Here is a 23,358-nt window from a genome sequence, read left to right on the forward strand (position 1 = left end):
CGTACCGGCACGCGTGGCTCCGCCCTCGCCGGTGTCCGCTGCCGTACCGGCACGCGTGGCTCCGCCCTCGCCGGTGTCCGCTGCCGTACCGGCACGCGTGGCTCCGCCCCCGCCGGTGTCCGCTGCCGTACCGGCACGCGTGGCTCCGCCCTCGCCGGTGTCCGCTGCCGTACCGGCACGCGTGGCTCCGCCCTCGCCGGTGTCCGCTGCCGTACCGGCACGTATGGCTCCGCCCTCGCCGGTGTCCGCTGCCGTACCGGTGGCGGACTCGGCGTCCGCTCCGGCCGGTCCGGCGGCGCAGGGGCCGGTGCAGCAGCCCGGGCCGGCGCCCGAGGCCCTGACCTCTGCTGCGCCGGAGCCGGGTTCCGCCGTTCCGCAGGGATCGGCCGCCGGCCCCTGGCAGCGCTACGACCCCTGGGCCGCTCCCGCCGCCGGGCAGCAGCCCCTCGTCCCCGGGCCGCTGCAGCAGAACGGTGCCGCGGTGCCCACGGAGCAGCAGCGGCGCAGGCGGGGCAGGCGGATGCTCCTGGTCTGGACTCTGCTGGTCGCCGTCGTCGCCGGCGGCATCGGCGGGCTCGCCGGTGCCTACGTCGAGCGCGAGGGCGTCGGGGACGTACAGCTGCCACAGGCCGGTAGCGGGCCCGCCGGACGGGCGCCGGACAGTGTCGCCGGGATCGCGGCCCGGGCGCTGCCCAGCGTCGTCACGCTGCACGTACGCGGGGCCGACGAGGCGGGTACCGGCACCGGCTTCGTGCTCGACGCCCGCGGGCACATCCTCACCAACAACCACGTCGTCCAGCCCGCCTCGTCCGGCGGCGAGATATCCGTGACGTTCAGCAGCGGCGACACCGCCAAGGCGAAGGTCGTCGGCCGCGACAGCGGGTACGACCTGGCTGTCATCCAGGTGAGCGGCGTCCACGGGCTCACCCCGCTGCCCCTCGGCAACTCCGACGACGTCCAGGTCGGTGACCCCGTCGTCGCCATCGGCGCCCCGTTCGACCTGGCCAACACCGTCACCGCCGGCATCATCAGCGCCAAGGAACGGCCCATCACGGCGGGCGGGGAGAAGGGCGACGGGAGCGATGTGTCGTACGTCGACGCATTGCAGACCGACGCCCCCATCAACCCCGGCAACTCCGGCGGCCCCCTCCTCGACTCCCGGGCCCGGGTCATCGGCATCAACTCCGCCATCCGCTCGGCCGACAGCGGCTCCGACGCCGAGAGCGGACAGGCCGGCTCCATCGGCCTCGGCTTCGCCATCCCCGTCAACCAGGCCAGGCGGGTCGCCGAGGAACTGATCAACAAGGGGCACGCCACCCACCCCGTCATCGGCGTCACCCTCGACATGGGCTACACCGGCGACGGCGCCCGCATCGACAGCAGGGCCCGGGACGGCGGTCCGGCCGTCACCAAGGGCGGACCCGGCGACCGGGCCGGCCTCAGGGCGGGCGACGTCATCACCGGGGTCGACGGACAGCGTGTCCACTCGGGCGAGGAACTCATCGTCAGGATCCGCGCCCACGAGCCGGGCGACCGGCTGCGTCTGACGGTCGAACACGGCGGCGAGCGGGAGGTCTCACTCGTGCTGGGCGCTTCGGAGCAGAACTGACGGAAGTCTCACCACGGGACGGTACCGGTCCGCCAGACGGGCCGGGTACCGTTGAGCGACCGAGGACACACAAGGAGCGTCAGGTGTTCAATGACATAGGGCCACTGGAGCTGGTGACGATCATCGTGCTCGCCGTGCTCGTCTTCGGTCCGGACAAGCTCCCGAAGGTCATCCAGGACGCGATGCGCACGATCCGGAAGATCCGTGAGTTCTCGGAGAGCGCCAAGCAGGACATCCGCAGCGAGCTCGGGCCCGAGTTCAAGGACTTCGAGTTCGAGGACCTCAACCCCAAGACGTTCATCCGCAAGCAGCTGGACAACGACGACCTGGGGCTGAAGGAGATCCGCAACGGCTTCGACCTGAAGAAGGAGATGGCCGAGGTCACGGACGCGGTCAACAGCCGCGACAGCGACGCCTCGTCGTCTTCGTCCTCGTCCCCCTCGTCCGTCGGGCGCCTCGACATGACCAAGAAGCCGGAGGACACCGGCAAGGACGACCGCCCGCCCTTCGACGCGGACGCCACCTGACCGGCTCCGACACGCGGGGTCGGCGGCGTACGTGACGCGTTTCATAGCGCGCACCCGCCGCACCCCGCCGAACCCGCCGCACACGGCGCGAACAGGCCGCCTGCGCGACCCACGCGCCCGGCGGTTTCCCTGCTGCTCTCAGCGGTGTGGATATGCTGCCGAGTTGTTGTGCGGACCGGAGGAGTACGCCCGAAGGGGGGCGGGCCGCCCCGGTCCGACGAGAGCGAGGAGGCGTCCGGGCAGATGGAGACGACGAGTCGGGTGGGCGCACAGGCGCCGGCCGCGGAGGGCGAACAGCAGTTCCCCTCCGGCCGGCGTACGGTCGACGGCTACCTGCAGGCGCCCTTCCCGTGGTACGGCCTCGACGAGGCCTTCACCGGACCGCGCTGGCTGATGCAGGTCGGCACGGCGGCCGACGGTACCGTCGAGCACGGGTCGATCGGGCACGGTGACGAGCCCTCCGTGCGCAACGAGCACGTGGCCGCGTCCGCGGCGGACGAGCCCAGGGAGAAGTTCGCGGTCGTGGTCACGGTGGCCGCGAATCCGTCCCGCAGCAGCGCCGACGGTACGGGGCTGCTGGAGGCGACGTCGGTCTCCTCGGCGGCGTGGCTGGCCGGTGTGGGGCTGCTGTCCTTCACCTGGCCCGGCCAGATGGACCACAGCCTCCGCGACGACTGGCTGGAGCAGCAGACGGAGACGGCGTGGGCCTTGGCCGACGACCTCGAGGGCCCGGAGTGGTCCAGACTCTCCCTCCCGGTGGACGGCGTGACCGCCCCGTTCCATTACCGCGAGTCGGAGTTCGGCTGGGTGCTGGCCGGCACCACCGGGGCGGGAGTCCACGTGGGGGCTTACGGACGGGGGATGAGCGCGTACGGCCTCGGATTCGCAGTGATCAAGGACATCGCTGCCTACGCATGAGAAAAGGGGCGCCGGTGGTTCTGGCGCCCCTTTGCCCTGGAGTTCGCGGCCGCGGGCGACCGCAGGTGTTCCCAGCTGCCCTGTGCTGAAAAGCCCTCAGAACTTGTTCCTCGGGGTGATCCCCAGCGACAGCCCCGAAAGGCCCCGCTGGCGGCCGCCCAGCTTGCCCGCGATCGCCCTCAGCGCTGAGCCCGCCGGAGAGTCGGGGTCCGTCAGGACGACCGGCTTGCCCTCGTCGCCGCCCTCGCGCAGGCGGACGTCGATGGGGATGCTGCCGAGGACCGGGACCGTCGTGCCCGTGGTGCGGGTGAGGCCGTCGGCGACCATCTGGCCGCCGCCCGTGCCGAAGACGTCGACCATCTCGCCGCAGTGCGGGCAGGGCAGGCCGGACATGTTCTCGACCACGCCGACGATCTTCTGGTGGGTCTGGACGGCGATGGAGCCGGCCCGCTCGGCCACCTCGGCGGCGGCCTGCTGAGGCGTGGTCACGACCAGGATCTCGGCGTTCGGGACGAGCTGGGCGACGGAGATCGCGATGTCGCCGGTGCCGGGCGGGAGGTCCAGCAGGAGGACGTCGAGGTCGCCCCAGTAGACGTCCGCGAGGAACTGCTGCAGCGCGCGGTGGAGCATCGGGCCGCGCCAGACGACGGGAGCGTTGCCCGGGGTGAACATGCCGATCGAGATGACCTTCACACCGTTCGCGGACGGCGGCATGATCATGTTCTCGACCTGGGTCGGACGGCCGTCCGCGCCCAGCATGCGCGGCACCGAGTGGCCGTAGATGTCGGCGTCGACGACACCGACCTTCAGACCGTCGGCCGCCATCGCCGCCGCCAGGTTCACCGTCACCGAGGACTTGCCGACGCCGCCCTTGCCGGAGGCGACCGCGTAGACCCGGGTGAGGTTGCCCGGCTTGGCGAAGGGGACCTCGCGCTCGGCCTGGCCGCCGCGCAGGGCGTTGGCCAGCTCCTTGCGCTGCTCGTCGCTCATCACGTCGAGGGTGACGTCGACCCGGGTGACGCCTTCGACCCGGGAGACCGCCTCGGTCACCCGCTGGGTGATCGTCTCGCGCATGGGGCAGCCGGAGACGGTCAGGTACACGGTCACCGCGACCGTTCCGTCCGCGCCGATCTCCACCGATTTGACCATCCCCAGTTCGGTGATGGGTCGGTTGATCTCGGGGTCGTTCACCGTCGCCAGTGCCTCGCGCACCGCGTCTTCCGTAGCCATAAGGACGATGGTACGGCGCGCCGAGGGGCCTGCGGGTAGCCCCTCAGCGGTCGTCTGCGTCACGTCCGTGGGACCGTTCCGCCCGCTCTGCCGGGAATACGACATGCCCGTCGTGACGCCTTCGCTCCTCCAGCTCCTTGACCAGGTCCTGCAGCTCGGAGCGGATCCAGTCGCGGGTGGCCACCTCGCCCAGGCCCGTGCGCAGCGCGGCGACCTCCCGGGTCAGGTACTCGGTGTCGGCGATGGACCGTTCGTTCTGCTTGCGGTCCTGCTCGAGGTTGACCCGGTCGCGGTCGTCCTGCCTGTTCTGCGCGAGCAGGATCAGCGGGGCCGCGTAGGAGGCCTGCAGGGACAGCATCAGGGTCAGGAAGATGAACGGGTACTGGTCGAAGCGCAGGGCCACGGGGGCGGCGACGTTCCAGACCACCCAGAGGATGATGACGACCGTCATCCAGACGATGAAGCGTCCCGTGCCCAGGAAGCGCGCGATCCGCTCCGACAGCCGGCCGAAGGCCTCCGGGTCCCACTCGGGCACGATCCGCCGCCGGGGCGGCCGTGGCTGGTCCAGGCGGGGCGCACGGGGCCGGGGGGCGGCCGTGGCGCCGGCCAGGGTGCGCTCGCGGGTGCTGTCGCGCTCAGGAGCCATGGGTACTCGCCCCCTTGTCCGCCCCGTTCTCCTCCTCGAGGTGGAACTCCGTCTCCCGCCAGTCGTCGGGCAGCATGTGGTCGAGTACGTCGTCCACGGTGACCGCGCCGAGCAGCGACCCGGACTCGTCCACCACGGGCGCGGCGACCATGTCGTACGTGGCGAAGAACCCGGCGATGACGGGCAGCGTGGCGTCGGGCTCCAGGGGCTGCAGGTCGTCGTCGACCAGTGAGCTGACCAGGGTGTACGGGGGGTCGCGCAGCAGGCGCTGGAAGTGGACGGTGCCCAGGTACTTGCCGGTCGGGGTCTCGTCGGGCGGCCGGCAGACGTAGACCTGGGCGGCCAGGGCGGGGGAGAGGTCCTGGTTGCGGACCCGGGCGAGCGCGTCGGCGACGGTGGCGTCCGGGCGCAGCACGATCGGCTCTGTGGTCATCAGACCGCCCGCGGTGTGCTCCTCGTACGACATCAGGCGCCGCATCTCGGCCGCGTCGGCGGGCTGCATCAGGCTCAGCAGCCGCTCCTTGTCCGCCTCCGGCAGCTCGGCCAGCAGGTCGGCCGCGTCGTCGGGGTCCATGGCCTCCAGGACGTCGGCCGCGCGCTCCTCCTTCAGCTTGCCGAGGATCTCGATCTGGTCGTCCTCCGGCAGCTCCTCCAGGACGTCGGCGAGGCGGTTGTCGTCCAGGGCGGCGGCGACCTCGGCGCGGCGTTTGGCGGAGAGGTGGTGCAGGACGTTGGCGAGGTCGGCGGGGCGCAGCTGCTCGAAGGTGGCGAGCAGGCTCTCGGCGCCCTGTCCGTGCTCCTCCAGGGAGAAGCCGGTGACGGCGGACCACTCCACGGTCAGCGTCTCGCCCTTGGCCCGCCGGAAGGCGCCGCCCTTCCTGCCCTTGCGGACGAAGACCCGGTCGACCTCCCAGTCCCGGCGGGCCGGCAACTGCTGCACGGACACGTCGAGGACGGTGACCTCCTCGCCGGTCTCCACCAGTTTCACCCGTCGGTCCAGCAGCTCCCCGAAGACCAGCCGCTCGGTGGGCCGCTGCTCGAAGCGGCGCACGTTGACCACACCGGTGGTGATGACCTGCCCGGACTCGATGCCGGTCACCCGGGTCATGGGCAGGAAGATGCGGCGCCGGGTGGAGAGTTCGACGACCAGCCCGAGGACGCGCGGTGGGCGTCGCCCGACGCGCAGCATGACGACCAGATCGCGTACGCGACCCACCTGGTCGCCGGTCGGATCGAAGACGGGGACCCCGGCGAGGTGCGAGACGAAGATCCGGGGGGCGCCGGCTGCCATGGCTGTGCTTCCTTTGCTCGCATTGCGTGGGATTTGCTGTTCTCTGCCCGCTCGCGTGCGCTTCAGGCTAGCCCGTACCGATCGGATACGCCCTGGTGGGCGGTCCGGACGGACTGGCTCCGCGGGGCGGGCGGGGCCCCGGTACGCTGCCGTACGCCGCTCAGGACCCGTCAGAAAGGCAGCCCCACCTGTGACTGCGATTCCCCAGGGCCGTACCCGCCGGGCCGCGTTGGTCACCGCTGCATGCGCGCTGGCCGTCACGGGAGCGATGGTGCTGTCGGGGTGCGGCGGTGAGGATCCGGACGCGGGGACCAACGGGGTCGGCAAGCTGCCCGCCGCCCGGATCCAGGCGAAGACCCGGACCGCGGCGCAGGCGGCGCCCACGGTACGGCTGTCCGGGACCGTGGTCACCAGTGGCCGTACGTACAGGCTGGACATGCGGCTGAAGTCCGACGGCGGCACCGGCACGGTCACGTCCCGGGGCGCGACGTTCGGGCTGCTGAGGGTCGGCAAGCAGCTGTATCTGAAGGCCGACGCGGGCTTCTGGAACCACGCGGACGGCAGTGACGGTGCGGCCGGCAAGCTCGACGGCAAGTACGTCAAGGTGCCGCAGGGGGACCCTTCGTACAGGAAGTTCAGCGGCTTCACGGACAAGGACGTCCTCCTCGACGGTCTGCTCACGCTGCACGGCAAGCTGGCGACGGACGGCCACCACGAGCAGGCGGGTACCCCCACGATCCGCATCACCGGCGACGACGGCTCCGGTGGCACCCTCGACGTCTCCCTTCAGGGCGAGCCGTATCCGCTCCGCCTGGTGCGGGCCGGCTCCGCGGGCACGCTCAGCTTCTCGGACTGGGGCAAGGACTTCGCCGTGACCGAGCCCGCGAAGGGCGAGACGGTGGACTACGGCAGGCAGCTGCCGGCGTCGTAGGGCCCGCAGGACTCTCCGGTCACCCGAGTCCGCTGCGACGGCGCTTTGCCACCGCGCTGCCGACAGCGGTGCCGGATCCCGCTCGGCCTTCGCCCTACTTGCCCTTCCTGCGCCTGGCCAGCAGCCGCGGCAGGCCCGCCGGGATCGGCTGACGCGTGGTCGCCGGGGACGGCAGCGGACGTTCCGCCAGGTCGTCGGAGGGCAACGGTGCGGAAGACCCCGCCGGCACCAGGCGGAGCACTCGGCACTCACGGCCCCAGCGCCGGGGCATCTCCTCACCGTCGGGGGCGTTCAGCCGCTTCCCCTTCAGCTCGGCCACCGCCGCCTCCCACTCCGGTGAGCCGGGGGCCAGCTCGGACACGGTCGCCGGCCAGGCCACCAGCCGGCCTCCCTTGTCCTTGCTGCGGACGGTCACCTCGGCAAAGCCGCCGTCGGTCAGCCCGGGCAGCGGCTGCTCCCCGGGCCCGTCGCCGACCAGGCACACCGCACCCTCGTGCCACACGTGCCACAGCGCACGCGCCGCCGGGGCCCCGGCACCCCTGACCCAGATGAGGCCGGACTTCTTGGTGGCCTCCTCGATCAGGGCCTGGTCGAGCAGCTCGCTTGTCATGCGCCCAGCCTATCCGGGGCCGCTCACAGCCAGCCGTTGCGCTTCAGCGTGCGGTGGATGCCGAGACACAGCGCGACCGTGATGCCCATGATCACCGGGTAGCCGTACTTCCAGTGCAGTTCGGGCATGTACCTGAAGTTCATGCCGTACACCCCGCACACCATCGTCGGTACGGCGATGATCGCCGCCCAGGCGGTGATCTTGCGCATGTCCTCGTTCTGCGCGACGGACGCCTGCGCGAGGTTGGCCTGGAGGATGGAGTTCAGCAGTTCGTCGAAGCCGAGGACCTGCTCCTGGACGCGGGCGAGATGGTCGGCCACGTCCCGGAAGTACTTCTGGATGTCCGGGTCGACCAGCCGCATGGGCCGCTCGCTCAGCAGCTGCATGGGCCGCAGCAGCGGAGCCACCGCACGCTTGAACTCCAGCACCTCACGCTTGAGTTGGTAGATCCGCGCCGAGTCCACACCGCGGGAGACCCCGCCTCTGCGGCCCGGCGAGAAGACCTCGGTCTCCACCTCGTCGATGTCGTCCTGCACCGCGTCGGCGACCGCGATGTAGCCGTCCACGACGTGGTCCGCGATCGCGTGCAGCACGGCCGAGGGACCCTTGGCGAGCAGCTCGGGGTCGTCCTGCAGCCGGTGCCGCAGCGCCCGCAGCGACCCCTGCCCGCCGTGCCGGACGGTGATGAAGAAGTCCCGTCCGGTGAAGCACATGACCTCGCCGGTCTCGACCACCTCGCTGTTGGCGGTGAGCCGGTCGTGCTCGACGTAGTGGATGGTCTTGAAGACGGTGAAGAGCGAGTCGTCGTACCGCTCCAGCTTGGGCCGCTGGTGGGCCTGGACCGCGTCCTCGACGGCCAGCGGGTGCAGCCCGAACTCGCTCGCGATACCGGCGAATTCCGACTCGGTCGGCTCGTGCAGCCCGATCCACACGAACCCGCCGTCGCGGCGCACCAGCCGCATCGCCTCCTGCGGGGTCAGTGGCCGCGGGCTCTGCACGCGGGCGCCGTCCCGGTAGACGGCGCAGTCGACGACGGCCGAGGGCGTCGCGGGGTCGCGCGTGGTGTCGTACGAGGCGCTCGTCTCCTTGCGCAGCGGGACACGGGACGACGGGCGGACCACAGCGCGCAGGTCGCGGATCATCGACATGGGCAGGCTCCTTCGCAGGCGGGCAGCGAATGCGCGCGGCGCGACGGGTGGAACTACCCGGAATGGGGACGTCCTGGGGAGGCTCCCGCCCTTCGGGCAGGGGAAGGATGTTTGGCACGTCCACAAAGCGGGGAGCACCGCACCGTCGCGGTGGCGACTTCGCTACCGATGCAGAACTGATTCAGGTCAGACAGATCAGGCAAAGCGAGACGAAGTGCTCTTCCGAACGACGAAGCGAGCGGGAAGGCGGCAGCCGGCCAGGAACTACATCAGCAGCCGGAAGAGCGAGTGGTACTACCAGGTCGACTTCGATCCATGACAGCCCCACCTCCTCCGGCCGGTCCCTCGTAAGGGAGTCTCATCGGCGTCGGGACTCGATAGCGACGCTTCTGCGTGCTGCCCCGAACCACCGGCTCAGCGTAGCAGCAGCCCACAGTGTCAAGGCGCAGCTTTGCCCGCTACTGACGAGTTCTATGCTCACCGCATGGTTGATGTTCTTCCTCTGGTCGAGGCACGGTTGCACACCGCGCTGGGCGAACCGGACGCGCGCGCCGCGGTCACCTTCCTCGGTACGGACCGCATCGAGGTGCTCCGTTTCCAGGAGGGGGACGTGGTCCGTTACGCCACCCTCGGCATGTCCGCCCACCCCATGGCGGACCCCACGGCGATGCTCGCCGACCCCGTCAAGGGCCCCCGCGCCGAACTGGTGCTGTCGGTCCGCGCGGGCCTCGTGGGGACCGACAGGGTGCTGCGGCCGCTCGCCGTACTCGCCGCGTCCCCGCAGGTGGAGGGCGTCGTGGTGGCCCCTGGGGCCTCGCTGGACGTGGGCGAGCCGCTGTGGCCCGGTGCCCCCTTCACCTCGGTCCTGGTGGGCGAACCCGGCGGCCTCGTCGAGGATCTGGAGCTGGACGATCCGCTGGATCCCGTACGGTTCCTGCCGCTGCTGCCGATGACCCCGAACGAGGCGGCGTGGAAGCGGGTGCACGGTGCCCAGGCCCTCCAGGAGCGCTGGCTCGCGAACGGGACGGACCTGCGGGATCCCGCCCGCAGGTCCGTCCCGCTGGATGTCGAGCCCGGGTGAGCAAGCTCACCAAAGCCCGTTCGGCAAGGGTCAGTTGGCGAAGACGGTGACGGCGTCCTCGGTGGCGTGCCGCGGTTTCATCTCCTCGGCTTCGTGCGTGAGTGCCTTGCGCCGTACGGCGACCACCAGCGCGCCCAGCACCGCCGTGACCGCCGCGACCACGAACGGGATGTGGAGGTCGGTCCACTCCTCGATCTTGGGCGCGAAGTACGGTGCCGCGGCGGCCGCGAACCAGCGGACGAAGTTGTAGCCCGCGCTCGCGACCGGGCGCTGGGGGTACCCCCGGACGGAGTCTGGGGGAGCGTCCGACACGCCAAGGGCCAGCTCGGTGTAGACGGTGTTGTTCACGCCGATGAAGGCGCCGGACAGGATCGTGCAGACGACGGCCGCGGTGTGGTCGCCGTAGCCGAGCACGAGCACGTCGAGGGCGAGCAGCACCAGCGAGCCGCCGAGCACCCTCAGCGAGCCGAACCGCTCCTGCATGCGGGGGGCCACGATCACCGAGAAGACGGCGAGCAGCACACCCCAGGCGAAGAACACCGCGCCCGAGCGGTAGGGGGTCATGTTCAGCACGAACGGCGTGAAGGCCAGCACGGTGAAGAACGTGTAGTTGTAGAAGAACGCCGAGACCGCCGCCGAGGCCAGGCCGCCGTGACCGAGTGCCTTGATCGGGTCCAGGACCGAGGTCTTCCGGGCGGGCTTCGGCTGCTCCTTCAGGAACGCCGTGATGCCCAGGAAGCCGATCGCCATCAGCGTGGCGGTGCCGAAGAAGGGGTAGCGCCAGCTCATGTTGCCGAGGACGGCGCCGAGCAGCGGGCCGCAGGCCATGCCGAGGCCGAGCGCGGACTCGTAGAGAAGGATCGCCGCCGCGCTGCCGCCGGCCGCCGCGCCCACGATGACCGCGAGGGCGGTCGAGACGAACAGCGCGTTGCCGAGACCCCAGCCGGCCCGGAAGCCGACGAGCTGGCCGACCGAGTCCGAGGTGCCCGCGAGACCCGCGAAGACCACCACGAACGCGAGGCCGAGGAGCAGCGTCCTGCGGCCGCCGATGCGGCTGGAGACGAAGCCGGTCAGCAGCATCGCCACAGCGGTGATCAGGAAGTACGAGGTGAAGAGCAGAGACACCTGGCCGCGGGTGGCGTCGAGGCCCCGCGCGATGGACGGCAGGATCGGGTCGACGAGGCCGATGCCCATGAAGGCGACCACGGAGGCGCCGGCCGTGGCCCAGACCGCCTTGGGCTGTCGCAGGATGCCTCCGGCTCCCGCGTCGAAGGGGTCCATGCACTTCTCCCATCCCGACAAGAAGATAGTTGGTTTATGCATATAGTAAGTTAGCGAAGCTAACTAATGCAAGATGCACCCACTTTCTCGTGGTGGGCGGGCCACGCCCGTTCCGTCCGGACGGGTGATCGTCCTTGACGTCGGCGTGCAGGGGTAGGACCGTGGAGCCCTATGAGGGGCGAACCCAGTTGCCCGAAGTGTGGTGGCCGGGTCCGGGCTCCCGGCCTCTTCGCCGACTCCTGGCAGTGCGATGAGCACGGGGCGGTGTATCCGCTGCAGCCCGTGATCCCGCCCAGTGTCGAGGCGCTCACGGTCGTGGTGCGCCGCACGCAGGTCCCGGTGTGGATGCCGTGGCCCTTGCCGGTGGGGTGGCTTTTCACGGGTGTGGGCTACGCGGGGGACGACCGCAGTGGCGGCCGCGCCACCGCCGTGGTCTGCTCCGGCCCCGGCCCGCTCGGCGGCATGGGGGAGCTGATCCTGGTCGCCGAGGAACTCGGTGTCGGGCTCGGGGCGCGGTACGCCGGCATCGACAGCCCCGACCCGGGCCCGTACATGAACGTCGAGAAGCCGCCCCAGGCCAAGGTCCTGGCCGCCGGCCGCCCGACCCCGCTCTGGCACGTCTCCGGCGCCCCCGACGACCGCGCCGTCTTCGCCGGCGAGGCCCTGGGTCTGTGGCTGTGGGCGGTGGTGTGGCCCGAGCAGTCCGGCCTGCTCATGTACGACGAGCTGGTGCTGACGGATCTGCGGGACGCGGGCGCCGAGATAGACCTGGTGCCCTGCGGGGCGCTGTCGCCGCGGCTGCTGCATCCCTGAAACGGCGACTGTAGGGGGTGCCGAGCGGGTGCGGGTGTGACAGGGCATGCCGTTTCTGCGGCTATCCTTAGGTGTCCCCTTCCGTCCCGTCGTCCCGCCTGGAGTCGCTGTGCGCATCGACCTGCACTGTCACTCCACGGCCTCCGACGGCACGGACACCCCGGCCGAGCTGGTGCTGGGCGCCGCCGCGGCCGGTCTGGACGTCGTCGCGCTGACCGACCACGACACCACCCGCGGGTACGCCGAGGCGATCGCCGCGCTGCCCGAGGGGCTCACCCTGGTCACCGGCGCCGAGCTGTCCTGCCGCATCGACGGCACCTCCCTGCACCTGCTGGCCTACCTCTTCGACCCCGAGGAGCCCGCCCTGCTCGCCGAGCGCGAGCTGGTCCGGGACGACCGGGTGCCGCGGGCCCAGGGCATGGTCGCCAAGCTGAACGCGTTGGGCGTGCCGGTCACCTGGGAGCAGGTCGAGCGGATCGCCGCCGGCGGTTCCGTGGGGCGTCCGCATGTGGCCACCGCGCTCGTCGAACTGGGCGTGGTGCCCTCGGTGAGCGACGCGTTCACCGAGGAGTGGCTGGCCGACGGCGGCCGGGCCTTCGTGGAGAAGCACGAGACCGACCCCTTCGAGGCGATCCGGCTGGTCAAGGGCGCGGGTGGCGTGGCCGTCTTCGCTCACCCGGCCGCCGCCAAGCGCGGTCGCACGGTGCCGGAGTCCGCGATCGCCGAGATGGCCGCGGCCGGCCTGGACGGCCTCGAGGTCGACCACATGGACCACGACGCCGACTCCCGGGCCCGCCTGCGGGGCCTCGCGAAGGAGCTGGGGCTGCTGGTCACGGGGTCCTCGGACTACCACGGCAGCCGCAAGACCGTGTCGCTGGGCGAGTACACGACGGACCCCGAGGTGTACGGGGAGATCACCCGACGGGCGACCGGGGCGTTCCCGGTGCCCGGCACCGGCGGAGCCTGAAGTCCGGTCCCGGACCCGCCGACACCCGCCCGTACTCACTCCTCCCGCAAGGCCTGTACTTCCCGCATGTTCGACATCGCCGTCTTCGGCTCTCTGTTCCTGACCCTTTTTGTCATCATGGATCCCCCCGGGATCACCCCGATCTTCCTCGCCCTGACCGCAGGGCGGCCGGCCAAGACGCAGAAGCGGATGGCCTTCCAGGCCGTCTGCGTGGCGGGCGGGGTCATCGCCGTCTTCGGCGTCCTGGGCCACCAGATCCTGAACTACCTGCACGTCTCCGTCCCCGCGCTGATGATCGCGGGCGGTCTGCTGCTCCTGCTGATCGCGCTCGACCTGCTCACCGGCAAGACCGACGAGCCGAAGCAGACCAAGGACGTCAACGTCGCCCTCGTGCCGCTGGGCATGCCACTGCTGGCGGGGCCCGGTGCCATCGTGTCCGTGATCCTGGCCGTGCAGAAGGCCGACAGTGTGGCCACGCAGGTCTCGGTGTGGTCCGCGATCCTCGCGATCCATGTCGTGCTGTGGCTGGTGATGCGTTACTCGCTGCTGATCATCCGGGTCATCAAGGACGGCGGCGTGGTCCTCGTGACCCGGCTCGCGGGCATGATGCTCTCCGCGATCGCGGTGCAGCAGATCATCAACGGGGTCACTCAGGTGATCCGGGGGAGCTGAGAGGTGGGCTCGGCTCCCCCGGAAAGCTTGAGTGGCGGTCCCTGTTACGAGGCCGCGGTCTCGGCCGGGCGGATCCACAGGCGCTGTCCGATGGCGGCGGCCTGCTGAACGATCCGGTTGACGGAGGCGGCGTCCACGACGGTGCTGTCCACGGTGGTGCCGTTGACCTCGTCGAGTCGCATGATTTCGAAGCGCATGGCTTCTCCCTTCGTCTGGTCATCCTCCTGCGGAGAACTACTGGTGTGACGCGTTGTCGTAGTAAGTCAACGGGCTGCGTGTTACAAACATTCCCTACGCTAAAGAAATTTTTCGAACGACTAATTACTGAGCGGTAAGCGGAGTCCGTGGGACGGCCCGGGATCGGTTGTGTTCGCAGCGTGACCGCCGGGCCGGGGATCGGTTGTGTTCGCAGCGTGACCGCCGGGACAATGGAAGCGATGAACGACGACCTGGCGGTCCTCAGCGCCCGCATCGACCACACGAACGAGCTGCTGCAGCGCATGCTCGCCGAGGTGGCGAAGACGCCCTCGACGCACGCGATCTTCGTCGATGCGGGCTACCTCTACGCGGCCGCGGGCCGGCTGGTCGCCGGGACGGAGGACCGGCGGGCCTTCGATCTCGACGCCGAGGGCCTGATCGACGCGCTCATCGACAAGACCCGCACCATCTTCGCGGACAGCCGGCTGCTGCGCGTGTACTGGTACGACGGTGCCCGGCGCCGGATCCACACCGCCGAGCAGCAGTCCATCGCCGAACTGCCCGACGTCAAGGTCCGTCTGGGCAACCTCAACGCCAACAACCAGCAGAAGGGCGTCGATTCACTCATCCGCTCCGACCTGGAGTCCCTCGCCCGCCACCGCGCGATCAGCGACGCGGCCCTGCTCGGCGGCGACGAGGACCTGGTGTCGGCGGTGGAGGCGGCCCAGGGCTACGGCGCCCGCGTCCACCTGTGGGGCATCGAGGCGCCCGAGGGCCGCAACCAGGCCGAGCCGCTGCTCTGGGAGGTCGACAGCCAGCGCACCTTCGACCTGGAGTTCTTCAAGCCGTACGTCTCGCGCCGCACGGCCGCCGCCTACGAGGCCACCAACGGGACCCGGCCCACCCGTGACGACGTCCGCTTCGTCGGCGCCCAGATCGCCGCCAAGTGGCTGTCCGCACGGGGCCGCGAGGCCCTGGTCGAACTGCTGCCCGGCCACCCCTACCTGCCCGGCTCCGTCGACCAGGATCTGCTGGTCGAGGCCGAGGGCCTGCTCCAGTACTCCCTGCGCGGCCAGGCTGACCTGCGCCGCGCCCTCAGGGACGGCTTCTGGGAGCACCTGCAGACGCTGTACTAGGGCTGGTGCGAAGGTCCGTCGTCCGTCCGAAGGGCGGGCCCTGCGGCGTCCGGTGCGGCGAGAGGGCGTGCCGGGCGTCGCGGGGCAGGCGGGACTTTCGCAGCAGGCCCTAACCCCGGCCCGGGTGTGTCTGCCAGAAGTCGGCGATCGCGCGGGCCGTGGCGAGCGGCTGATCGGTGTTGGGCGAGTGCTCGGCACCCTCGATGACCGTCCGCCGCGCCTTCAGCCGCGCCGCCATGTCGTCGAGCAGCGCCAGCGGCCAGGTGTCGTCCAGCGCGCCCGACAGCACGTGGAACGGCAGCGGCACGGCGGCCAGTTCGGCGACGCGGTCCGGTTCGGTGCACAACTGGCGGCCGGTGGCGAGCAGTTGGGCCGGCTTGTTGGCCAGCCAGCGGCGTCGCAGGTCGTCCCGGTCGTTCAGGCCGCCGTCCAGCTTGCCCGTGTCGGTCTCCTCGGGCGCCTCCATCGCCTGCATGGCGTCCCACACCTGCGCCATCGTCATCACGGAGAGCGCGTCCCGCAGCAGCTTCACACGCTGCTGCTGGGAGACCGAGATCTGCGCCGGACCCGACGCCATCAGGGTGAGCGAGAGGAACGGGGAGTGGTCGATCAGCACGGCCGCACGCGAGATCTGGCCGCCGAGCGAGTGACCCAGCAGATGCACGGGCGTTCCGATCGCCTCCACCTGCGCCAGCACGTCCCGTGCCAACTCCTCCCGGGCGTAGGCGGATTGGTCCTCCTCGGGCCCGTCCGACTCGTACTGCCCGCGCCCGTCCACGGCCACGGTCCGGTACCCCCGCTCGGCCAGCGGCACATGCAGCGGATTGAAGTCCTCCTTGCTCCCGGTGAACCCCGGCAGCAGCAGTGCGACGCCCCTGGGCTCGACCCCGTCGGCCACGGGCGCGTCGACGACGGCGAACTCACCGCGCGCGGTCCGCAGGGAGTACGCCCGGGCGCCGGGGGGCGGGACGAAGGTGGCAGGCATGCTCATGGGGAGAGGTTATCGGGCACGGGAAGGGAGCGCGGAGGAAAGGGGGACCGGTGTGCGGTGCGGGCCGGGGGAGTGCCGGAAACGCCGACGGCCCGGCCCACAGACAGTGGACCGGGCCATCGTTGACGGGGTGCCGGATCAGCCGTCGGCCTCCACGGACGCCGTGGCCTTGCGGGTACGGCGACGCGGCTTGACCTCCGGCTCCTCGGTGGCCTGCGCCGGAATCTCCGGAGCGGCTGCCTCGGCGACGGCCTTGCGGGTCCGCCGTGCCTTGGGCGCGGGCGCCTCGGCGGCACCGTCAACTTCGGTGGTGACAGCGGTCTTCCGGACGCGGCGCGGCTTGGCCTCGGTGGCCGTCTCGACGGTCTCCGGGGCGGTGGCGGCGGTCTTGCGGGTGCGGCGCGGCTTGGCCTCGGTGCCTTCGGCCGTGTCGGCGGCGGCTTCGGCGGCGGCAGCGGCCTTGCGGGTCCGGCGCGGCTTGGCCTCGGTGGCCGTCTCGACGGTCTCCGGGGCGGTGGCGGCCGTCTTGCGGGTGCGGCGCGGCTTGGCCTCGGTGCCTTCGGCCGTGTCGGCGGCAGCGGCCTTGCGGGTCCGGCGCGGCTTGGCCTCGGTGGCCGTCTCGACGGTCTCCGGGGCGGTGGCGGCGGTCTTGCGAGTGCGGCGCGGCTTGGCCTCGGTCACCGTCTCCGCGCCCTCGGTCACCGTCTCCACCGCTGCGGGGGCGGTGGCTGCGGCCTTGCGGGTGCGGCGCGGCTTGGTCGCGGGGGCGGCCTCGTCCGTGCTCTCGGCCGTCGTGACGGCTGCCTCGGCGGCCGGTTCGGCCGTCTTGCGGGTGCGGCGGCGCGGCTTGGCCTCGGCGGCCTCGGCCGTGTCGACGGCAGCCTCGGCGGCGGCAGCGGTCTTGCGCGTACGGCGGCGCGGCTTGGCTTCCGCGGCCTCGGCCGTGTCGACGGCAGCCTCGGCGGCGGCCTCCGGCGCGGCAGGCGCGGGCGCGGCCTCGGTCACCGGCGTCTCGGTCACCTGGGTCTCGGCTGCCTCCGCCGACTTCCGGGTGCGGCGGCGACGCGGCTTCTCCGGGGTCTCCAGCGTGGCGGGCCCCTCCACGGTGTCCACAGCGGCCTCGGCGACCTCAGTGGTCGCGGCAGCGGCCGTCACGGGCTCCGCCATGGCGCCGCCGCGGGTGCGGCGACGGCGGCGCGGGGTGCGGGACGCCGTCGGCTCCTCCACGGTCCCGGCCTCGGCGGCCGGCGCCGCGGCGGACGCGTCCAGCGGAGTCCCGCCGCGCGTGCGGTGGCGAGGACGCGGGGTGCGCGCCGGGCGCTCACGCTCGGTCGAGGCGGACTCGGCACGAACACTCCGGCCACCATGGCCACCGCGCGCACCACGGCCACCGGTCTCGCCCAGGTCCTCCAGCTCCTCCGCGGCGAGCCCGGCGCGGGTGCGCTCCGAGCGCGGCAGGGTGCCCTTGGTGCCCTTGGGGATGCCGAGGTCCGAGAACAGGTGCGGAGAGCTCGAGTACGTCTCCACCGGGTCGTTGAAGTCCAGCTCCAGCGCCTTGTTGATCAGCTGCCAGCGCGGGATGTCGTCCCAGTCGACGAACGTGATGGCCGTGCCCTTGGCGCCCGCGCGGCCGGTGCGGCCGACGCGGTGCAGGTACGTCTTCTCGTCCTCGGGGGACTGGTAGTTGATGACGTGGGTCACGCCCTCGACGTCGATGCCGCGCGCGGCGACGTCGGTGCAGACGAGGACGTCGACCTTGCCGTTGCGGAAGGCCCGCAGGGCCTGCTCGCGGGCGCCCTGGCCGAGGTCGCCGTGGACCGCGCCGGAGGCGAAGCCGCGGTGCTGGAGCTGCTCGGCGATGTCGGCGGCCGTCCGCTTGGTGCGGCAGAAGATCATCGCCAGACCGCGGCCGTCGGCCTGCAGGATGCGGGCGATCATCTCCGGCTTGTCCATGGAGTGCGCGCGGTAGACGAACTGCTTGATGTTCGCGACCGTCACGCCCGCGTCGTCCGGCGCGGTGGCGCGGATGTGCGTGGGCTGCGACATGTAGCGGCGCGCGAGGCCGATGACCGCACCCGGCATGGTCGCGGAGAACAGCATGGTCTGGCGCCGGGGCGGCAGCAGGTTGATGATCTTCTCGACATCGGGCAGGAAGCCCAGGTCGAGCATCTCGTCGGCCTCGTCGAGGACCAGGCTCTTGATGTGGCTCAGGTTCAGCTTCTTCTGGCCCGCGAGGTCGAGCAGCCGGCCCGGGGTGCCGACGATCACGTCGACGCCCTTCTTCAGGGCCTCGACCTGGGGCTCGTAGGCCCGGCCGCCGTAAATGGCCAGCACGCGCACGTTGCGCACCTTGCCCGCGGTCAGCAGGTCGTTCGTCACCTGGGTGCACAGCTCGCGCGTGGGGACGACGACGAGTGCCTGCGGGGCGTCGGTGAGGGCCTCGGGGGCGGCGCGTCCGGCCTCCACGTCAGCGGGGACGGTGACGCGCTCGAGGAGCGGGAGGCCGAAGCCCAGCGTCTTGCCGGTGCCGGTCTTGGCCTGGCCGATGACATCCGTGCCGGAAAGGGCGACGGGGAGCGTCATCTCCTGGATGGGGAAGGGGGTGATGATGCCGATGGCCTCCAGGGCCTCGGCGGTCTCAGGAAGGATTCCGAGTTCACGAAACGTCGTAGTCAGGGTGCTGCCTCTTCTGTGTGGTGCGGTGCGAGGCGAGCGCGGGGGTCATGACGGACCGTGCCGGGGACGTCGGCTGCCATACGGAAAGCCGCTCGGGCAAGCCGTAAGACACGGGACCACTGCCAACGCTCTAGCGCTCGTACCGCTGAGGGTGTCCCTCCGGTCGTCGTACGTACTGAGCCGTACGGCCAGGGAGGGCTGTCGGGTCGGAGCCGATCGGGCCACCGACCGGGCATCCTCATGCGTGCGGCCTGTCGGGACACGTCACATAGCGTCGACGCACTCAGCAGGCGCATTACCACCATACCTCGGATTCGCGCACATGCGATGGCCGATTTGGTCACGTAGTCGTGGTCACAGGGGATGACCAAGGACTTGAGAGGTGCGCCAAGCGGGCTATTGTGCGCCTCATGACTAGCTCTGACAAGCCTGAGAACGCGTCCGCCGCACCCGCCGGACCCACCGGTGTCGCCGCCCAGGACTGGGCGCAGGCCTCTGCGGACCCGCACTACCGTGCCGCGGTCGTGGACCTGCTCGGCGCGCTCGCGTACGGGGAGCTTGCGGCGTTCGAGCGGCTCGCGGAGGACGCCAAGCTGGCGCCGACGCTCGCGGACAAGGCGGAGCTGGCGAAGATGGCCTCGGCCGAGTTCCACCACTTCGAGCGGCTGCGGGACCGGCTGACCGAGATCGGCGAGGAGCCGACCGCGGCGATGGAGCCCTTCGTGGCGGCCCTGGACGGCTTCCACAAGCAGACGGCGCCCTCGGACTGGCTGGAGGGCCTGGTCAAGGCATACGTCGGCGACTCGATCGCGAGCGACTTCTACCGGGAGGTCGCGGCCCGCCTCGACTCCGACACGCGGGAGCTGGTCCTCGCCGTTCTCGACGACACCGGGCACGCAGGTTTCGCGGTGGAGAAGGTGCGTGCGGCGATCGACGCCGATCCGCGCGTGGGCGGCCGGCTGGCGCTGTGGGCGCGGCGGCTGATGGGCGAGGCGCTGTCGCAGTCGCAGCGGGTCGTCGCCGACCGGGACGCGCTGTCCACGATGCTGGTGGGCGGGGTCGCCGACGGGTTCGACCTCGCCGAGGTCGGCAGGATGTTCTCGCGGATCACCGAAGCGCACACCAAGCGGATGGCCGCGCTGGGCCTGGCCGCGTAACGCCTCGCCGGGGGGCTTTCGGCCAGTCGCGCGGCCGCGGGTGCGTGCCGGCCGCACGCGCCCGCGGCTGAGCCGCACATCAGACCCGGGCGCTGAGCCGCACAGCAAACCCCGTGCGGCGGAGCCGCTCACCCACGCAGCCCCTGCGTGCGCCCCTGACGCCCGCGTCGGCCGAGGCTACGCCGTCGCTGATCGTCGGCGCAGGCGCCCCGCCGGGCGCAGCAGCAGCGACAGGGACGCGGCCGAGACGATCGCGGCACCCAGGAGACTGAGCAGGACGCTGCCCGGCTCCAGGGCGCTGTGGGTGACGAAGTCGCCGAACAGGGCTCCGGCAACGCCCGTCGAGAACACCAGTGGGCGGGCAGGCAGGCGGTGCGAGAGCCGGTGGGTCGCCGCCCAGGCGAGGAGTAGACCGAGCAAGGCGGATCCGAGTGCTTCCAGGATCATGTCGGGGGTCCCTCCCACGGCCGGCCTGTGCTTGACGGTCGTAGCCCGTCATACCCGTGACCTGCGGATTGCAATCCTCCGCTGTGGACGACTTGTGCGCCGTCCGTGCGCGCGCCACAAGGAGAGGGGCCCGGCGGCACAGTGCCGCCGGGCCCCTTCCCGATCTGTCTGCAAGGCTGTGACCTACAGTGCGCCGAAGCCCACCTTGCGGATGGTCGGCTCGCCTATCTCCACGTACGCCAGGCGGTCCGTCGGGACCAGGACCTTGCGGCCCTTCTCGTCCTCGAGGCTCAGCAGCTGCGTCTTTCCGGCCAGCGCATCCGACACCACGCACTCGACCTCCTCGACGCTCAGACCGCTCTCCAGAACGATCTCGCGGGGCGCGTGCTGCACGCCGATCTTGACCTCCACGGCTATGTCCCTCCGACGGTCAGTGATGTGCGCGACCTTCCGCGCCGTACGCTGCACACATTAGCCCGGTGAGGGGACGTACATGCTGCGGGCCGGAACGCCAGCAGCGAACACCCCACGGGAACAGACGTCCGTCAGTGGTGCTCGCTGCCGTGCAGCGGGAAGCCGGCGATGCCCCGCCAGGCCAGCGAGGTCAGCAGCTGCACCGCCTGATCGCGCGGCACGCTGCGGTCGCTGTGCAGCCAGGAGCGCGCGACCACCTGGGCGAGGCCGCCGAGGCCCGAGGCGAGCAGCATCGACTCCGCGCGGGAGAGGCCCGTGTCCTCGGCGATGACGTCGCAGATCGCCTCGGCGCACTCGTTGGAGACCTTGTCGACCCGTTCGCGCACCGCGGGCTCGTTCGTCAGGTCCGACTCGAAGACCAGGCGGAAGGCGCCGCCGTCGTCCTCGACGTACGCGAAGTAGGCGTCCATGGTCGCCCGCACGCGCTGCTTGTTGTCGGTCGTCGAAGCGAGTGCGCCGCGCACTGCCTGGATCAGCGACTCGCAGTGCTGGTCCAGCAGGGCGAGGTAGAGGTCGAGCTTGCCGGGGAAGTGCTGGTAGAGCACCGGCTTGCTGACGCCGGCCCGCTCGGCGATGTCGTCCATCGCCGCCGCGTGGTAGCCCTGCGCGACGAAGACCTCCTGGGCGGCGCCCAGCAGCTGGTTCCGTCGAGCGCGGCGCGGCAGACGGGTGCCACGCGGGCGGGCCGCCTCAGTTTGCTCGATGGCTGTCACGCCGCCTCCCAAAGTCGTCCACATGCGGTGTGTGCCGCGCGGCCATCGTACTTTTCGGTAACCGTGATGTGCGCGGTGCGAGCGCAGAATTTCACGTACCGGACGGCGATGAAAGCCGCGAAGCCTGCCTTGCGCGGTCGGGCGGCCCCCGCTGGGTCCTGCGAGGTCAGCGGTAGTCGTCCTCGTCGAGTGCGACCACGCGTGCCTGTTCGATGAGATCGGCCTCGCTGCCCGCGTCCGGATTCACGTCCGTCAGGGGGTCGTCGCGGTCCGGCGCGATGTCCGCGTGCTGCTCGGCGGCGTCCGCCTCGGGGGCCTCGACCTCGATCTCGGGGGTGTCGTCGATCTCCAGATCCTCGGTCACGTCGGGCTCGATGGGGTCCTCGACGGAGTCATAGGCCATGATGGGCTCCCTTCCTACGAACGTCCCTGGAAGCACAGCAGGGGCTACATGCGGGTGCCCTGTGTCGAGCCTAGGAGACACCCGTTCCGGACGCCATGCCATCGGTGCCCGTTCGCCGTGCGGTTCCGCGGTCCTGTGTCCGCCACGTCAGGGCCCAACCTGTGATGGCGAACACATGAGCCACAGCGTGATCGTCTCGTAACATTGCCGCATGTCTTCGACCGAGTTGCCGTCCGTACCGGCCGCCAGCGTCCTTCCGAGGGTGGCACCCGTCCGGGTCGGTGAGGGCGAGCGGCTGAGGACGGTGGGGCTGCCGGGCGTCACCCTGTCGGTCCGTTCGCGGCGCCCCGCGCGCGAGGGCCTGCCGCCCGCGCTGTACGTCCACGGGCTCGGCGGTTCCTCGCAGAACTGGTCCGCCTTGATGAAGGAGCTGGACGACGTCGTCGACGGCGAGGCGGTCGACCTGCCCGGCTTCGGCGACTCCCCGCCCCCGGACGACGGCGACTACTCCGTCACCGGGCACGCGCGCGCGGTCATCCGTTATCTCGACGCCACCGGCCGCGGGCCGGTCCACCTGTTCGGCAACTCCCTCGGCGGAGCGGTGGCCACGCGCGTCGCCGCCGTACGTCCCGATCTCGTGCGCACCCTCACGCTGGTCTCGCCCGCCCTGCCGGAGCTGCGCGTGCAGCGCACCGCAGTGCCGACCGGGCTGCTGGCCGTGCCCGGTGTGGCCCTGCTGTTCACCCGGCTCACCAGGCAGTGGACGGCCGAGCAGCGGGTGCGTGGCGTGATGGCCCTGTGCTACGGCGATCCCGGACGGGTGTCGGCCGAGGCGTTCCGGCACGCCGTGGACGAGCTGGAGCGGCGGCTGCTCCTGCCGTACTTCTGGGACGCGATGGCGCGCTCGGCGCGCGGGATCGTCAACGCCTACACCCTGGGCGGTCAGCACGGGCTGTGGCGCCAGGCCGAGCGCGTGCTCGCCCCGACCCTCCTGATCTACGGCGGCCGCGACCAGCTGGTCGGCTTCCGCATGGCCCGCAAGGCCGCCCGCACCTTCCGCGACTCCCGCCTGCTGTCCCTGCCGGAGGCGGGGCACGTGGCGATGATGGAGTACCCGGAGGTGGTGTCGGGAGCGTTCCGGGACCTCCTCGCGGCAGCCGGGGAGCCAGCGAGCGCGCGACAGTCCGGTGACCCCGGTGGGTCCGGGGACGCGGCACAGTCCGGTGAGCCCGGTGGGTCCGGGGGCGCGGCACGGTCCGGCGACCGCAGTGGGTCCGGGGGTTCGGACCAGTGCGGTGAGCCCGGTGGGTCCGGGGACGCGAGAGAGTCCGGTGACCCCGGAGGGTCTGAGGGACAATCCGGTGACCCCAGAGGGTCTGAGGGCGCGCAGACCACGGCGCCGGGCACCGGTGCCGCCACGGGCGCGGGGAGCTGAGGGC

24 protein-coding genes are annotated in these 23,358 nt (G+C 71.4%); 11 read left to right on the forward strand and 13 right to left on the reverse strand.

Annotated features, from left to right (window positions below):
- The first annotated feature begins 13 nt into the window (after positions 1–13).
- The 3 genes from ACFZDC_RS12575 to ACFZDC_RS12585 all read left to right on the forward strand — a co-directional run bounded on the left by ACFZDC_RS12575 (position 14) and on the right by ACFZDC_RS12585 (position 3,054).
- A complete protein-coding gene (locus tag ACFZDC_RS12575) occupies positions 14–1,609 on the forward strand; it encodes a trypsin-like peptidase domain-containing protein (RefSeq protein WP_391323446.1) in 1,596 nt (531 codons plus the stop codon).
- 83 nt (positions 1,610–1,692) lie between these two features.
- Positions 1,693–2,136 (forward strand): sec-independent translocase, encoded by a 444-nt coding sequence (locus tag ACFZDC_RS12580; protein ID WP_391322953.1) that lies wholly within the window; start codon positions 1,693–1,695, stop codon positions 2,134–2,136.
- A gap of 243 nt (positions 2,137–2,379) precedes the next feature.
- Positions 2,380–3,054, forward strand: a complete 675-nt coding sequence (locus tag ACFZDC_RS12585) for a hypothetical protein (protein WP_391322955.1) — start codon at positions 2,380–2,382, stop codon at positions 3,052–3,054.
- Positions 3,055–3,150: 96 nt separating this feature from the next.
- Here the strand turns inward: ACFZDC_RS12585 and ACFZDC_RS12590 are convergent, their stop codons facing one another.
- From ACFZDC_RS12590 to ACFZDC_RS12600, 3 genes are read right to left on the reverse strand one after another with little or no spacing between them, the layout of a single operon-like run.
- Positions 3,151–4,284: a P-loop NTPase gene (locus ACFZDC_RS12590; protein ID WP_391322957.1), complete on the reverse strand. Its 1,134-nt coding sequence runs from the start codon at positions 4,282–4,284 to the stop codon at positions 3,151–3,153.
- 43 nt (positions 4,285–4,327) lie between these two features.
- Positions 4,328–4,930, reverse strand: a complete 603-nt coding sequence (locus ACFZDC_RS12595; protein WP_391322959.1) for a DUF1003 domain-containing protein — start codon at positions 4,928–4,930, stop codon at positions 4,328–4,330.
- Entirely contained in the window at positions 4,920–6,221 is a 1,302-nt protein-coding gene (locus ACFZDC_RS12600) for a magnesium transporter MgtE N-terminal domain-containing protein (protein ID WP_391322961.1), read from the reverse strand. Before ACFZDC_RS12600 ends, ACFZDC_RS12595 begins: the two co-directional genes overlap by 11 nt.
- A 190-nt stretch (positions 6,222–6,411) precedes the next feature.
- Between ACFZDC_RS12600 and ACFZDC_RS12605 the strand changes: the two genes are divergently transcribed.
- Positions 6,412–7,152, forward strand: coding sequence for a hypothetical protein (locus ACFZDC_RS12605; RefSeq protein ID WP_391322963.1), 741 nt, complete (start codon positions 6,412–6,414; stop codon positions 7,150–7,152).
- Positions 7,153–7,246: 94 nt separating this feature from the next.
- On the opposite strand, the gene ACFZDC_RS12610 is transcribed toward ACFZDC_RS12605, so the two are convergent.
- Both ACFZDC_RS12610 and ACFZDC_RS12615 read right to left on the reverse strand, forming a co-directional pair.
- The gene (locus tag ACFZDC_RS12610; RefSeq protein WP_391322965.1) at positions 7,247–7,762 is read right to left on the reverse strand and encodes a hypothetical protein; all 516 of its coding nucleotides are present in this window, start codon (positions 7,760–7,762) and stop codon (positions 7,247–7,249) included.
- A gap of 23 nt (positions 7,763–7,785) precedes the next feature.
- Entirely contained in the window at positions 7,786–8,910 is a 1,125-nt protein-coding gene (locus ACFZDC_RS12615) for a CorA family divalent cation transporter (protein ID WP_391322967.1), read from the reverse strand.
- 484 nt (positions 8,911–9,394) lie between these two features.
- Here ACFZDC_RS12615 and ACFZDC_RS12620 point away from each other — a divergent pair, with 484 nt between their 5' ends.
- A complete protein-coding gene (locus tag ACFZDC_RS12620) occupies positions 9,395–9,991 on the forward strand; it encodes a suppressor of fused domain protein (protein ID WP_391322969.1) in 597 nt (198 codons plus the stop codon).
- A gap of 30 nt (positions 9,992–10,021) precedes the next feature.
- On the opposite strand, the gene ACFZDC_RS12625 is transcribed toward ACFZDC_RS12620, so the two are convergent.
- A complete protein-coding gene (locus ACFZDC_RS12625) occupies positions 10,022–11,272 on the reverse strand; it encodes an MFS transporter (RefSeq protein WP_391322971.1) in 1,251 nt (416 codons plus the stop codon).
- A gap of 171 nt (positions 11,273–11,443) precedes the next feature.
- On the opposite strand from ACFZDC_RS12625, the gene ACFZDC_RS12630 reads away from it, so the two are divergent.
- The 3 genes from ACFZDC_RS12630 (at position 11,444) to ACFZDC_RS12640 (ending at position 13,724) form a co-directional block, all read left to right on the forward strand.
- A complete protein-coding gene (locus ACFZDC_RS12630; protein ID WP_391322973.1) occupies positions 11,444–12,085 on the forward strand; it encodes a DUF6758 family protein in 642 nt (213 codons plus the stop codon).
- Positions 12,086–12,194: 109 nt separating this feature from the next.
- Positions 12,195–13,052, forward strand: a complete 858-nt coding sequence (locus tag ACFZDC_RS12635; protein ID WP_391322975.1) for a PHP domain-containing protein — start codon at positions 12,195–12,197, stop codon at positions 13,050–13,052.
- A 66-nt stretch (positions 13,053–13,118) separates the two neighbouring features.
- Positions 13,119–13,724 carry a MarC family protein gene (locus tag ACFZDC_RS12640; RefSeq protein WP_391322977.1) on the forward strand — a complete coding sequence of 202 codons (606 nt, stop codon included), beginning with the start codon at positions 13,119–13,121 and terminating at the stop codon, positions 13,722–13,724.
- A gap of 44 nt (positions 13,725–13,768) precedes the next feature.
- On the opposite strand, the gene ACFZDC_RS12645 is transcribed toward ACFZDC_RS12640, so the two are convergent.
- Positions 13,769–13,921 (reverse strand): hypothetical protein, encoded by a 153-nt coding sequence (locus ACFZDC_RS12645; RefSeq protein WP_391322979.1) that lies wholly within the window; start codon positions 13,919–13,921, stop codon positions 13,769–13,771.
- Between the two features lie 240 nt (positions 13,922–14,161).
- Here ACFZDC_RS12645 and ACFZDC_RS12650 point away from each other — a divergent pair, with 240 nt between their 5' ends.
- Positions 14,162–15,058 (forward strand): NYN domain-containing protein, encoded by an 897-nt coding sequence (locus ACFZDC_RS12650; RefSeq protein ID WP_391322981.1) that lies wholly within the window; start codon positions 14,162–14,164, stop codon positions 15,056–15,058.
- Positions 15,059–15,167: 109 nt separating this feature from the next.
- Here ACFZDC_RS12650 and ACFZDC_RS12655 read toward each other — a convergent pair whose 3' ends face one another.
- Both ACFZDC_RS12655 and ACFZDC_RS12660 read right to left on the reverse strand, forming a co-directional pair.
- Positions 15,168–16,049 carry an alpha/beta fold hydrolase gene (locus ACFZDC_RS12655; RefSeq protein ID WP_391322983.1) on the reverse strand — a complete coding sequence of 294 codons (882 nt, stop codon included), beginning with the start codon at positions 16,047–16,049 and terminating at the stop codon, positions 15,168–15,170.
- 138 nt (positions 16,050–16,187) lie between these two features.
- Positions 16,188–18,632 carry a DEAD/DEAH box helicase gene (locus ACFZDC_RS12660; protein ID WP_391322985.1) on the reverse strand — a complete coding sequence of 815 codons (2,445 nt, stop codon included), beginning with the start codon at positions 18,630–18,632 and terminating at the stop codon, positions 16,188–16,190.
- A 503-nt stretch (positions 18,633–19,135) separates the two neighbouring features.
- On the opposite strand from ACFZDC_RS12660, the gene ACFZDC_RS12665 reads away from it, so the two are divergent.
- Complete coding sequence (locus tag ACFZDC_RS12665; RefSeq protein ID WP_391322987.1) at positions 19,136–19,882, forward strand: ferritin-like fold-containing protein; 747 nt, start codon at positions 19,136–19,138, stop codon at positions 19,880–19,882.
- 177 nt (positions 19,883–20,059) lie between these two features.
- Here ACFZDC_RS12665 and ACFZDC_RS12670 read toward each other — a convergent pair whose 3' ends face one another.
- The 4 genes from ACFZDC_RS12670 to ACFZDC_RS12685 all read right to left on the reverse strand — a co-directional run bounded on the left by ACFZDC_RS12670 (position 20,060) and on the right by ACFZDC_RS12685 (position 21,919).
- A complete protein-coding gene (locus ACFZDC_RS12670; protein WP_391322988.1) occupies positions 20,060–20,329 on the reverse strand; it encodes a hypothetical protein in 270 nt (89 codons plus the stop codon).
- Positions 20,330–20,512: 183 nt separating this feature from the next.
- A complete protein-coding gene (locus ACFZDC_RS12675) occupies positions 20,513–20,740 on the reverse strand; it encodes a DUF3107 family protein (RefSeq protein ID WP_391322990.1) in 228 nt (75 codons plus the stop codon).
- Positions 20,741–20,874: 134 nt separating this feature from the next.
- Complete coding sequence (locus ACFZDC_RS12680; RefSeq protein ID WP_391322992.1) at positions 20,875–21,516, reverse strand: TetR family transcriptional regulator; 642 nt, start codon at positions 21,514–21,516, stop codon at positions 20,875–20,877.
- Between the two features lie 166 nt (positions 21,517–21,682).
- A complete protein-coding gene (locus ACFZDC_RS12685; protein WP_391322994.1) occupies positions 21,683–21,919 on the reverse strand; it encodes a hypothetical protein in 237 nt (78 codons plus the stop codon).
- Between the two features lie 211 nt (positions 21,920–22,130).
- On the opposite strand from ACFZDC_RS12685, the gene ACFZDC_RS12690 reads away from it, so the two are divergent.
- Positions 22,131–23,354 (forward strand): alpha/beta fold hydrolase, encoded by a 1,224-nt coding sequence (locus ACFZDC_RS12690; protein WP_391322996.1) that lies wholly within the window; start codon positions 22,131–22,133, stop codon positions 23,352–23,354.
- Positions 23,355–23,358 lie beyond the last annotated feature (4 nt).

The sequence above is a fragment of the Streptomyces sp. NPDC007905 genome, assembly GCF_042959345.1.
GTDB lineage: Bacteria > Actinomycetota > Actinomycetes > Streptomycetales > Streptomycetaceae > Streptomyces.

Coding starts and splice junctions, on each gene's coding strand:
- ACFZDC_RS12585 (WP_391322955.1), top strand. CDS start 2,380: ATGGAGACGACGAGTCGGGTGGGCGCACAGGCGCCGGCCGCGGAGGGC.
- ACFZDC_RS12590 (WP_391322957.1), bottom strand. CDS start 4,284: ATGGCTACGGAAGACGCGGTGCGCGAGGCACTGGCGACGGTGAACGAC.
- ACFZDC_RS12595 (WP_391322959.1), bottom strand. CDS start 4,930: ATGGCTCCTGAGCGCGACAGCACCCGCGAGCGCACCCTGGCCGGCGCC.
- ACFZDC_RS12600 (WP_391322961.1), bottom strand. CDS start 6,221: ATGGCAGCCGGCGCCCCCCGGATCTTCGTCTCGCACCTCGCCGGGGTC.
- ACFZDC_RS12610 (WP_391322965.1), bottom strand. CDS start 7,762: ATGACAAGCGAGCTGCTCGACCAGGCCCTGATCGAGGAGGCCACCAAG.
- ACFZDC_RS12615 (WP_391322967.1), bottom strand. CDS start 8,910: ATGTCGATGATCCGCGACCTGCGCGCTGTGGTCCGCCCGTCGTCCCGT.
- ACFZDC_RS12620 (WP_391322969.1), top strand. CDS start 9,395: ATGGTTGATGTTCTTCCTCTGGTCGAGGCACGGTTGCACACCGCGCTG.
- ACFZDC_RS12625 (WP_391322971.1), bottom strand. CDS start 11,272: ATGGACCCCTTCGACGCGGGAGCCGGAGGCATCCTGCGACAGCCCAAG.
- ACFZDC_RS12630 (WP_391322973.1), top strand. CDS start 11,444: ATGAGGGGCGAACCCAGTTGCCCGAAGTGTGGTGGCCGGGTCCGGGCT.
- ACFZDC_RS12640 (WP_391322977.1), top strand. CDS start 13,119: ATGTTCGACATCGCCGTCTTCGGCTCTCTGTTCCTGACCCTTTTTGTC.
- ACFZDC_RS12645 (WP_391322979.1), bottom strand. CDS start 13,921: ATGCGCTTCGAAATCATGCGACTCGACGAGGTCAACGGCACCACCGTG.
- ACFZDC_RS12650 (WP_391322981.1), top strand. CDS start 14,162: ATGAACGACGACCTGGCGGTCCTCAGCGCCCGCATCGACCACACGAAC.
- ACFZDC_RS12655 (WP_391322983.1), bottom strand. CDS start 16,049: ATGAGCATGCCTGCCACCTTCGTCCCGCCCCCCGGCGCCCGGGCGTAC.
- ACFZDC_RS12660 (WP_391322985.1), bottom strand. CDS start 18,632: ATGACGCTCCCCGTCGCCCTTTCCGGCACGGATGTCATCGGCCAGGCC.
- ACFZDC_RS12665 (WP_391322987.1), top strand. CDS start 19,136: ATGACTAGCTCTGACAAGCCTGAGAACGCGTCCGCCGCACCCGCCGGA.
- ACFZDC_RS12670 (WP_391322988.1), bottom strand. CDS start 20,329: ATGATCCTGGAAGCACTCGGATCCGCCTTGCTCGGTCTACTCCTCGCC.
- ACFZDC_RS12685 (WP_391322994.1), bottom strand. CDS start 21,919: ATGGCCTATGACTCCGTCGAGGACCCCATCGAGCCCGACGTGACCGAG.
- ACFZDC_RS12690 (WP_391322996.1), top strand. CDS start 22,131: ATGTCTTCGACCGAGTTGCCGTCCGTACCGGCCGCCAGCGTCCTTCCG.